The following is an 11225-nucleotide window of genomic DNA, read 5'->3' on the forward strand; positions in this document are numbered from 1 at the left end:
GGGGAGTTAAAAGCAGATAAAGATCTTGCTTTGAAAGTTTTACAGCAATTCTGGCCTGAGTTGACTGAAGTCAGAAATGTTATGTTTGAATACGCTCCCGAAGAAAACTTTATGAATGACAATTCAGCGTTCGACGTGGCTTTTGATGTGATGATTGGCAGCCAGAATGGGCTTGTAGGCCTCGAATGCAAATATACAGATACGTTTTCTTCAATGGTGTACACGAAGCCTGAATACAAGAGTATTTTTCAAAAGGCCGTGAGAGTACTTTTATCGCAGAGTATAAAGAGTTGATTACGGCAAAGTTCAATCAGCTTTTCCGTAATCAACTTATCGCGGAGGCACTTGTTCAGGATGGAGGCAAGCAATTTGTGTATACCGGTCTTTTCTGTCACAAAGAGGACAAGAGTGCGTTGCGGACCGGAGCTGAATTTCAGGGGATGCTGAAAAATGGAGACAAAAAATTCAAGGTCATCACATATCAGGATTTCATTGAAAAAATGCAGCAGTTGGATATAAGCTGGGAATTGAGGGAATTAAGTATGATGCTTTGGGCTAGGTACTGTGGCACACAGCTTAGTGCTCAGGCGTTTAAAAAATAAGTGAGATTCATTGGATCCCAACGAGGGGTCGTTCTCGACTACCACAACTTACTCCTCTCCGAATTGGGTGATGTCGTGGTAGAGCATATCGGCTCAGGAATCCGGCGTATCCGGAATTTATGCCGGGAGTATGGTGTTGCAGAACCCTTGATTGAGGTTTCGGAGCACTGGTTTAGCGTTACCTTTCCCCGTTCCGGTGTTACGATAGAAAACGGACAGCCAGACCAAATCCCTCATGTTACCCCTCATGACGAGGCCCATGAGGCCTATGATGATTTGACTGATATCGAAAAAATGATTCTTGACAGGTGCCGGGTTGGTCCACAATCGGCAGCAGAACTACGTCTGGCTGCCGGTTACTCCTCAAGAAGCGGAAACTTCAAGCGGAGTCAGGAAAAACTGCTTGCTGCCGGTTTTATTGAAATGACCTTTCCGGAGAGGCCGCGCAGTAAAAATCAGTGCTATCGGCTTACCGAGAGAGGATTCGATCTTCTGAAAACCATGACGGAGAGCAAATGACTCCTGCGCCATACATCGATGAGGCTTCTCAACGGCATGGGCGGTTATTTTCCAAGGCTTTTCCAATTTGTGACACGCTGTGTCGCGAATTGAGCTGGTTACATTATCGGACAATGCACTTCCGGGACAGCGTCAACTACCTCCTCTCCGACCTGACTGACAACAAACCAGCAGAATCGTCTTGATGATTTTCTGATACATAAAGTTATCCCTGCTTTCGGGAACTTCGTTTCCATATTGCTTGTTGACAAAAGATATATAAAGTATATTTATGTCAACCAATACGACAAGCTAATAACCAACCCCACACATGCAGCACCATTTTGGAGAGCGCCTTAAGTCGGCACGCAAGATGTCCGGCATGTCACTGCAGGAGCTGGCGGACAGAATGGACAAACCGGTCTCCCGGCAGGCGATAAACAAATATGAGCAGGGGAGAATGCTGCCGGAAAGCGGTATTCTTCTTTCACTTGCCTCAGCTCTTGAGGTAAAGCCTGATTATTTCTTCAGGCCAGCACTTTCTTTGCAGTCAATTGAGTTCAGAAAACATAATGCTTTGCCTGAGAAGGAGAAGGCACGGATAAAGGCGAAGAGCAGCGACATACTTGAACGGTATCTTGAACTGGAATCCTTTCTTGGTATTGATTCATCATTTATCAATCCTTTCAAGGGCGTGAGGGTTTCATCTCCCGATCAGATTGATGAACTTGCTGACGGGCTCCGTAATGCCTGGCGTCTTGGTTTTGACCCGCTGCCAGATGTTGTGGAGATGCTTGAAAGCTATAATGTCAAGGTAGTCATGCTTGATACTCATGATGCTTTTGATGGTCTTTCAGCATGGAGCGGTTCTATTCCTCTTGTGGTTTTCAACAAGGGAAGAGACATTGTTCGCCGCAGATTTACGGTTTTGCATGAACTTGCTCATCTTCTGCTTGATTTTCAGGCTGGCAGTGAAAAAGACAATGAGAAGCTTGCACATTCGTTTGCCGGAGCTGTACTGTTTCCCAAAGAGTCATTCATACGGGCTTTTGGAGGCAAGCGCACCCATTTTACCCAAAGAGAACTCATCGAGATGAAGGAGTACTTCGGAATCTCAGTACAGGCTATCATGGCAAGGGCAAAAAGCCTCGGTGTTATTCCGGATTCGACCTACAGAAACTTTTGCATAACCTGGTCTGCTTTCAGAGTTAGTGAGCCGGATGAATACAAATCGAAAGAAGAGCCTGCGCGTTTCCGACAACTGCTTGACCGGGCACTCTCCGAGGAAGTTATTACGATGAGCAAAGCAGCCGAGCTGGCAGGGAAATCCTATGAAGAGATGAGCATGGACATCACGTTTGTTTAAATCCAATAGAGTCCGGTGATTGTTGCCATTCATGATGCCAATATCCTGATTGACATTGTCAAGCTTGATCTGGCAGATGCACTTTTTGAACTCAGCTTTGAGATGCGTACAACCGACGCGGTTTGGGTTGAGGTTTCTGTTGAGCAGAGAAGGGTGCTGCAGCACTACGTTGATGAGGGTTTGCTGGGTATTGAATTTTTCAGTTCCGAGGAGGTGCTTGACATAGTTGAATATTCCAGAAACTATAACGGGCTCTCTTTTCAGGATTGCTCATTGCTTGTAGCTGCCAGGAGAATACATGCCCTGATCATCACTGGTGACAAAAAACTTCGAACGGTTATTGTGCAAGAGCAGCTTGAGGTTCATGGCACGCTCTGGCTTTTTGATCGGTTGGTCGAGAATCAGATTCTTATTCCTTCAGTTGCGGTTGACAAACTTCAGCAACAAAGACTCTTGAATGTTCGGCTTCCGGAAGCCGAAATCTATCAGCGCATAAGCCGCTGGAGATGAGTGTTTCCGAAAATCTGCTTTTGACTTCTGATTTCGTGTTGAAAACAAGCAACTCAACCGGCATGCAAATAGCTGACCTTGTTGCAAGGCCTCTGGCACTTCAGAGGCCAGTGTGGAAATGCGCTATGCTAACGAAAACGTCTGGCTGAACCAGAAGATGATGGCCACCTTCTATGATGTCTCGATTTCGGCTGTCAACCAGATAATGAGCTTGAGCCGGGGGCAACTGTTAAGAAATACTTAATAGTTCAAAATGAGGGCGATCGGGAAGTGCGGTGTGAATTGGAACACTACAATCTCGCTGCGATAATCTCCGTCGGCTTCAAAATTGAAAACGAGTCATAAGTTGGGAGGCCCGAAACAAAGACTCATATTTTACCAACATAACAACAAAGCCGCAACGGGAAGCATTGCGGCTTTGTAGGTGTGATGACAGAGTGATCAGAATCCGTTGCGTTTGAAAATGGTATCAACGCTGGTTTTCAGTTTTCCAAGTATGTGATCCGCGCTGAAGAGTTCTGCTATCTCTTCAGGGGTGAAGTTTTTCATCAGCTCCTCATCCCCGAGAACCAGCTCACGCAGGTGAACTTTGGTTGACCAGCTCTCCATGGCGTTGCGCTGAACCATCCTGTAGGCATCTTCACGGGTCAGTCCCTTGGCGGTAAGAGCCAGCAGGAGTGTCTGGGAGGTTGTCAGGCCGTAAGAGGAGTTGAAGTTCTCCTCCATTCTCTCCGGATAGACCAGCAGGGTAGAGAGCGCATCGCTGAAGGTGCGAAGCATGTAGCAGAGAGCGGTCGTAGAGTCCGGCATGATGATGCGCTCAACCGAGGAGTGGGAGATATCCCGCTCATGCCAGAGCGCCACGTTCTCCATTGCGGCAATTGAGTTCGATCGGACAACACGGGCCATACCGGTAAGGCGCTCGAAGGTGATCGGGTTCCGCTTGTGCGGCATGGCCGAACTGCCTTTCTGCCCTTTGCTGAAAAACTCTTCAGCTTCACGAACTTCCGTGCGCTGAAGGTGACGCAGCTCAACAGAGAATTTCTCGATGGATGAGGCTATGATCGCCATGGTTGTGGCATACTCGGCATGACGGTCACGCTGGAGAATTTGTGTGGAGATTGAGGATGGTTCGAGACCGAGTTTACGGCATACCGCAGCTTCAATGTCGGGCGAGAGGTGCTGATAGGTGCCGACAGCGCCCGATATCTTGCCGACGGAGATGGTAGCAACCGCTTTCTCCATCCGTTCAAGGTTGCGAAGCATCTCCTGGTGCCAGAGCAGCAGCTTCAGGCCGAAGGTGGTCGGTTCGGCATGGATACCATGGGTACGACCCATCTCAAGGGTGTATTTAAACTCCAGCGCCCGTTTTGCAAGGACTTCGACAAGGAGCTTGATATCAGCAATAAGGATTTTACCGGCATCGCGCATCTGCATGGCAAGGCAGGTATCGACAACGTCCGAAGAGGTGAGTCCTTCATGAATATAGCGTGAATCCGGCCCGACATAACCGGCAACGTTGGTCAGAAAGGCAATGACATCGTGCTTGGTCTCTTTTTCGATCTCAAGAATCTCTTCGACGTTGAAGGTTGCTTTTTCGCGGATGACCGCAAGGGCCTCAAAAGGCACAAGTCCGGCTTCCATCCGGGCCTCTACTGCCGCGATTTCAAGCTGCAGCCAGCGCTGAAATTTCGCCTCTTCAGTCCAGATTGCCGAGATCTCTTTTGGTGAATAACGTGGTATCAAGGTAGGATTCGTTTAGTGTGTTTGGAGTAATACATAACTGCTTGCCGTATTTGCCGGGAACTACGCTCTGTTTTTACCGGATGGCGATAACGCGAGCAATATAATGAGCTGATCAGAGAAAAACCACACCCCGGCACAAGAGCTGTTATTTACTTCCGGAAGCGTTATCGGTATCTGAAAGCTCCCTGAAAATCTCTTTTATGTAGGCAAGTGCTGCCTCTCGATCGTAGGGGATAAGGCCGTCTATAACGGCATTTTCCATCTTTTTTTTGATCATGCCGACAATCCTTCCTTCTCCAAGACCGAGAGTCTCCATGATATCCTCTCCGCTGATGGGGGGGCGCCATCGGGCAAGCAGATCCTTCTCACCGACTTCAGCAATTTTTTTCTCCACATTGTTGAAGTTGCTCATAATCTGCGTAACCTTTCTCGGATTTTTGCTGGTCACATCAGCCCGGCAGAGATTCATGAGATCCTGCAGATCCTCACCGGCATCGAACATAAGCCGTCGTATGGCCGAGTCGCTTATCTCCTCTTTTGAGAGCGGAATAGGACGGTGGTGCAGGCGCACCATTTTCTGTACATAGTCAAGCGGATCAAGAGGCCAGCGCATCTGACGGAATATTTTCCCGACAATCCTGACGCCCACGGCATCATGACCGTGAAAGCTCCATCCGGCAGATTTGCTGAAACGTTTGGTAGCAGGTTTGGCAATATCGTGAAGCAGTGCCGCAACTCTGAGCCAGAGGTTATCACTGTGTGCTGCAAGATTGTCTATCACCTGAAAGGTGTGGAAGAGCGTATCCTTGTGACCCATTCCATCCACCTGCTCAATACCCGCCATGGCGGCAACATCAGGGAGTATTTCATGCAGCAGCCCTGTTTCGTATAGAATGATCAGTCCGACCGATGGACGGGACGCCTGCATGATTTTGAAAAATTCATGGCTGACCCGCTCGATTGACACAATCCGGATCCTCTCATGCATGCTTTTCATGGCGGCTACCACTTCAGGAAGAAGTTTGAAATCGAGCTGTGCGGCAAATCGGGCAGCCCGCATCATGCGCAGCGGATCGTCGGAAAAGGTCTGCTCGGGATCAAGCGGTGTTTTCAGTATGCCCGACCTGAGATCATCGAGTCCGTTGAAATGATCGATAATATCATTGCGCCCTTTCCGGTTGAGCACCATCGCAAGCGCGTTAATGGTGAAATCACGACGGGAGAGATCATCATCAAGTGTTCCGATAAGCGTTACCGGTTTTCGTGAATCCGGATTGTATGACTCTTTGCGTGCTCCGACCAGCTCAACCTTGAATGAGCCATGCTGTGGATCAAAGAGTTCGAGTTGAGCTGTACGAAACCGTTCGAACAGAACAAAATTCCGGCCATGGAGTTCATGTTGTACTGTTCCGGCAAAAGGAACAGGGTCACCGGTCACCATAATATCCATATCGCTGCATGGCCGCTGCATAAGGAGGTCCCGGACATACCCGCCGACAAGGTAGCAGTTCAGGCTGCTGCTGTCAGCGATGTCGCCGATACGGTAAAGTATTTCGGGTAGTGTGAATTGAGCGCGTGTTGTCATTACTGGTCTGCTGTGCAAAAATGGTCTGTCATTCAAAGGAGGCGGCATTGGCAGCAATCTCGGCGGTGATTTTGCCGGCAACCATGATCGCCCTTCTGCCATCGGATGAGCTTACGGCTATCGGGGTATTGTTCTTGATGGCATTGATGAAGTGTTCAAGTTCATCACGCAGTGCATTGATTTTTGGTATTTCAGGATGGATATAATCAAGCACCATCCCCTGCATTGCGTCCTGAATTTCACCGAACTGCTCAAGAATCTTCCTTGCTGCAAATGATTTAAGCGGATTTTTTGATGTAGCTTCTTCAGGTTTTACAAGCCGGAATACTTCAGACTTTCCGGTTGTAAGATCAAGTGAAGCATAGCTTTTCGGGTTGGTACCAAAAAAACGGAGTTTTCGCATTCTGCTCCGGCTAAGCCGACTTGCCGTGACATTGGCCGTTGCTCCGTTGATAAAATCTATCCGGGCTGTGGCCATGTCGAGTTCATTGGAGAATACCCTGACTCCTGAGGCTGAAATGTGCCTGATATCCGAGGGGATAAGGGAGAGTACCAGATCAATGTCATGAATCATGAGGTCAAGCACAACGGAAACATCGGTAACACGCCGGGAGAATCCGCTCAGCCTTTCAGCCTGGATGTACATGGGACGTCCGATGTAGGACTCTACTGCACGCAGGGCGGGGTTGAACCGTTCAATGTGGCCCACTTGTATGCGTACCCCGTGCTCCCTTTCAAGCCGTATCAGCTCGTCCGCCTCTTCAACGGTCGTGGTTATCGGCTTTTCTATAAAAAGATGAAGACCCTGTTTGAGCAGTGCGGTGGCAATCGTAAAATGTGAGCTCGTCGTTGTCGCTATGACGGCGGCGTCACATTTTCCGGCAAGCTCCTCAAGAGAGCTGAAGTGGGGAACATGGTACCTTGCAGCCATTTCATCTGCGCGGTTCCGGTCGAGATCAAAGATACCGGTACACGTTACATCCGGCAGCTCACGTGCGATTTCAGTGAGCAGTTTTGTGTGAAACTCTCCCAGCTTGCCAACACCGATAACACCTATCTGCATCTGTTATGCTCCTCTCTGAATATGGTAGTCAAAAAAGTTTTTCAGGAATTTCAGGATTCGGCAGAGGGTTCAAGCGCTTCAATTTTGTAATTGAACAGGTTGATTGCAATTACGGTACCCAGCAGAGTCAGAACTCCTGCAACAATATAGGGGGCATGAAAATTCATACCATAGAGAATACTGCCGCTGAACGGCCCCATGATACGGGCAAAAGAGTTTACCGACTGGGATAATCCCATAATCTGCCCTTGCTGCTCTTTATAGCTGTAGAGCGAAATCATGGAAAAATTAATCGGCGACACAAGAGAGGTGCCGATCGCAAAAAAGAAAAGGATAATGAGGCCAAGTGAAAAAAGTGAATCGCGGGGAGCGAACGGAACAAAAAAGACCCCGATAAAGGTAAAGAGGTGGCCCCACAAAAAGAGTTTGTGCTCTCCGAGTTTTTTAATCAGCTTGCCTATAAGACCGCCCTGGACAACTACCGACCAGATCCCTACGTAGGCAAAAATATAACCGATCTGCTCGTCAGTGGCCCTGAAATACTCCTTCCAGAGCAGAATAGAGGCAACCTGCATGTTTACAATGGCAAAGGTGTAGACATAGTTGGCTGTCATGAGCAGGGCAAGGGGACGGGATTGGAAAACCAGCTTTAGCCCTTCACCATACTCCCTGAATTTCTCTCCCATGAACAGAGCAGGGGATTGACGGTTCACCGATTCACCATACTCATTTTTCGAGCGGCTGAAGCTCAGTTTTTTTGCATTGGCATTGGACTCCGGCAGCAGAAAGACAGCAAGAATGAAATCAAAAGCGATAAGAGCGGCAGCAACATACCCGACCATCTGAATGCCGTAGTTGTGCTTGAGTACACCTCCGATGAGCGGGCCTATGATAAACCCTATGCCGAAAGCAGCTCCGATCATCCCCATTGCTCCCGAACGGCTTTTGCTGTCGGTCACGTCAGTTATGTAGGCCTGTGCCGCAGCTATGTTAGCCGATCCAATTCCGGAGAGACCTCTGGCAAATATGAGCAGGGCAATCGTGTCTGCCTGGGAAAAAACAAGATAGGAGAGCGCAGTGATAAATATACTGACGAGCATGACCGGCCGACGGCCGATTTTGTCACTCAGCTTGCCCCATAGAGGGGAGAAAATAAACTGCATGATAGAGAAAATCGCAGCAATAAGACCGATCATGAAAGGATTTGCTCCAAGATCCTTTGAGTAGGTCGGAAGGAGCGGCAGCACGATTCCGAACCCGATCAGATCGAGCATAACTGTGAGAAGTAAAATAACCAGTGGGGAGCGCTTCATGCATGCATGCTGTTTTGTTCCGCTAAAGCCACAAAGATAAAAAATTAACCGTGGTTTCTGGCAGTGAGACCCAAAAAATCAACGGGATGACGCTTCGTTCTGATTAATTATGGTATAAAGCTTCGTGATGCCCTCAACGACTCTCGGGCCGGGACGAAGAAATATATTATTGTCGAACCGTTCATAGACCCGCTGGTTTTTCACTGCTGCAATATGCTGCCACCCTGGACGATTCATGACTGCTCCGGCTGCGGATGAGCTTTTTGACATATACATGCAGGCAATCACATCCGGATTTTGCTCGATAACCCACTCCTGGGAGATCTCAAAATACTCCTTCTCGACGGCGTCGCCGATATTTCTTCCCCCGGCATAGGCAATGAGGGATGAGATATAGCTCCCTTTGCCTCCCGTCCAGAGCGGATCATCCCAGATTTCAAGATAGAGTGAGTTTTTATGCTTTGCGCTATCGGCCTTTTTCCGGAACCGGGCAAGTCCATCGGTGATGACCCTGGCAAGAGAGTCCGCCTCCTGAATATGACCGGTCAGTCTGCCCAGTTTCCGGAGGGCGAAAGGGATATCATCCGGGTTTTTGCAGGTAATGGTTGATCGTTGAATACCGAGAGCAGATATCTTTTTACCGGACTCCTCTTCGGCAAGATCAACATCAATAACCATATCAGGATGAATTGATGCAAGCAGTTCAAGGGAGGGGCGGCCGAATGCCCCTATAATCGGGACTTTTAATGCAGCCGGAGGCCAGTCGCAGGCACTGGTGCGACCAACAAGCTGATCACCGGCACCAATGGCATAAATCATCTCCGTGACGCTCGGTGCAAGGCTTACAACTTTCGGCTTTACGTCCGGAAGAGCTGTTTGTGCTTCCTGTTTTTGACTGCATCCTGATCCGGGAAGGGAAAAAGTCAGCAGTAAAAGTATTAAAAGGTTTTTGGCTCGCATGTTACGCATAGCGACAGACTCTCGGAAGATGATTGAAATGGTATCGAAGGAAAAATATGAGATTCACCAGAGATTCAATCTACATAAAAATCGGATTTCCAGGGGAAGAGAAAGGGGGGTGAGCTGATGAAGCGTCGGGAAGCAGCTCAACTGTTCCCGGGCGCCCTGTTTATGAGAATTTTCATCCCGTTTCCATAACTTGTTGAATCAACGGATGGATGTTTGTTCATCGTTGATATTATTACTAATTCCATTTTTATCTTTCAGTTGGCAGCGATAGCAAAGGGATGGATATCAGTGCTTTGTCAACCCGGAATTTCCTCCGGTCATAAATCCGGCTTTTCAATACACAAGCGTGATGCTAATGAAAAAGAGCAAGGCACTTTCAGCCCATTTAACAGAGTTACGAAAGCAGGCTGAAATACTTCTTGATGCAAACGGAAGTAAATATCCGAAATTTATACATACTCACGGGGAGATGCAGCGGGTTGTGCATGAACTTGCCGTTCACCAGATAGAACTTGTAATGCAGCAGAACGAACTGCTGCAAACGAGAGCCGATCTTGAAGAGAGTCTGGAGTGCTACACCGAACTCTATGACTTTGCTCCCCTCGGATACCTGACGCTCTCCGAGAACGGCACAATACTCCAGGCTAATCTGACCGCAACAAAGCTGCTTGGCATTGAGCGGTCACGTTTAATCGGAAGCAAATTTGGTCAATATGTTGCCCCGGATGATTTTTCGGTATTGTCCTCACTGCTTGGCGAAGTGTTCAGGCAGCCAAAAAGCCGTACCTGCGAGCTGAAGCTACCCGGTAATGGCAAAGCTCCGGAGGCGGATGATTCCTCTCTGTTTCAGGAAAAGGGCGGTGTGACCCGAAACCGTACTGTTCGCATTGATGCGGTGGCAAGCCGGGATGGAGATACGTGCAGGGCGATAGTCTCAGATATTACGATGCAGAAGCAGGTTGAGTTTGAAAAAGAGGCTCTGCAAAGCATGCCGGCTGACGGCAGGCAGGGAATTTCACCTGAACGAAGGGCCCCGGATGTGCTGCCTGACTTTAACCACCACCTGATTGATAAGGTCATTCATGCACGAATCCGCCTTGCAGCCCTTTCCTTTCTTTATGCTGTTACCGAAGCATGTTTTGTGGAGATCAAAAAAAAGGTACACACAACCGACGGTAATCTCAGTGTGCATTTGAGAATGCTTGAGTCCGCAGAATATATAAGCTGCGACAAGGATCTTCAGGCCCGCAAGCCTCAGACCATCTACAAAATAACTCCGAAGGGCCATGATGCCCTAATTCAATACAAGGCGTGCATCGCTCTATTTCAGGGAACATGATTCAGACTCAAAGCTATTGACCGTTACATCAATTCTCTGCAGTAAAGTGCAACTGGCGACCCCTGCCCCCAAACCTTTTGAGCGGGTTACGTAATAAATCGTGATCATGCGTGATCTGTTGTGATTGATGGAGTTTTTTTTCTGCTACTTTTTATTCCTCTTTGCGGTTATAGAGTTTATCCTGAATTATTCACGAGGGCAATAAAAAAAGGGAGGGCAAGTCCCGCTAATTTG

The 11225-nt window shown here is 48.4% G+C and carries 11 protein-coding genes and 1 pseudogene; 7 read left to right on the top strand and 5 right to left on the bottom strand.

Annotation, left to right across the window (positions count from 1 at the left end):
* From BOO20_RS12845 to BOO20_RS13340, 6 genes and pseudogenes are all read left to right on the top strand, one after another.
* Positions 1–294 (top strand): annotated as a pseudogene (locus BOO20_RS12845) (hypothetical protein); the annotation flags it as partial.
* A complete protein-coding gene (locus BOO20_RS05200; RefSeq protein ID WP_076791126.1) occupies positions 291–602 on the top strand; it encodes a hypothetical protein in 312 nt (103 codons plus the stop codon). The pseudogene BOO20_RS12845 and the gene BOO20_RS05200, both read left to right, overlap by 4 nt.
* Positions 603–677: 75 nt before the next feature.
* Positions 678–1121: a Fic family protein gene (locus BOO20_RS05205; protein WP_144277120.1), complete on the top strand. Its 444-nt coding sequence runs from the start codon at positions 678–680 to the stop codon at positions 1119–1121.
* A gap of 310 nt (positions 1122–1431) precedes the next feature.
* The gene (locus BOO20_RS05210; RefSeq protein WP_076791129.1) at positions 1432–2466 is read left to right on the top strand and encodes a helix-turn-helix domain-containing protein; all 1035 of its coding nucleotides are present in this window, start codon (positions 1432–1434) and stop codon (positions 2464–2466) included.
* Between the two features lie 15 nt (positions 2467–2481).
* Positions 2482–2976, top strand: coding sequence for a hypothetical protein (locus BOO20_RS05215; RefSeq protein WP_076791131.1), 495 nt, complete (start codon positions 2482–2484; stop codon positions 2974–2976).
* Positions 2977–3246: 270 nt separating this feature from the next.
* Positions 3247–3321, top strand: a complete 75-nt coding sequence (locus BOO20_RS13340; protein ID WP_368665424.1) for a hypothetical protein — start codon at positions 3247–3249, stop codon at positions 3319–3321.
* A 96-nt stretch (positions 3322–3417) separates the two neighbouring features.
* Here BOO20_RS13340 and purB read toward each other — a convergent pair whose 3' ends face one another.
* The 5 genes from purB to BOO20_RS05245 all read right to left on the bottom strand — a co-directional run bounded on the left by purB (position 3418) and on the right by BOO20_RS05245 (position 9643).
* Positions 3418–4722, bottom strand: coding sequence for an adenylosuccinate lyase (gene purB, locus BOO20_RS05225; RefSeq protein ID WP_076791133.1), 1305 nt, complete (start codon positions 4720–4722; stop codon positions 3418–3420).
* A gap of 145 nt (positions 4723–4867) precedes the next feature.
* Positions 4868–6307, bottom strand: a complete 1440-nt coding sequence (locus BOO20_RS05230; protein WP_076791134.1) for a CCA tRNA nucleotidyltransferase — start codon at positions 6305–6307, stop codon at positions 4868–4870.
* Positions 6308–6335: 28 nt separating this feature from the next.
* Positions 6336–7370, bottom strand: coding sequence for a Gfo/Idh/MocA family protein (locus BOO20_RS05235; RefSeq protein ID WP_076791136.1), 1035 nt, complete (start codon positions 7368–7370; stop codon positions 6336–6338).
* A gap of 50 nt (positions 7371–7420) precedes the next feature.
* Entirely contained in the window at positions 7421–8683 is a 1263-nt protein-coding gene (locus BOO20_RS05240; RefSeq protein ID WP_076791138.1) for an MFS transporter, read from the bottom strand.
* Between the two features lie 78 nt (positions 8684–8761).
* Positions 8762–9643: a cobalamin-binding protein gene (locus BOO20_RS05245; RefSeq protein WP_233120893.1), complete on the bottom strand. Its 882-nt coding sequence runs from the start codon at positions 9641–9643 to the stop codon at positions 8762–8764.
* Between the two features lie 358 nt (positions 9644–10001).
* Between BOO20_RS05245 and BOO20_RS05250 the strand changes: the two genes are divergently transcribed.
* Positions 10002–10991 (top strand): transcriptional regulator, encoded by a 990-nt coding sequence (locus BOO20_RS05250; RefSeq protein ID WP_233120892.1) that lies wholly within the window; start codon positions 10002–10004, stop codon positions 10989–10991.
* Positions 10992–11225: the final 234 nt, after the last annotated feature.

The organism is Chlorobium sp. KB01, assembly GCF_001975465.1.
Taxonomy (GTDB): Bacteria; Bacteroidota; Chlorobiia; order Chlorobiales; family Chlorobiaceae; genus Chlorobium.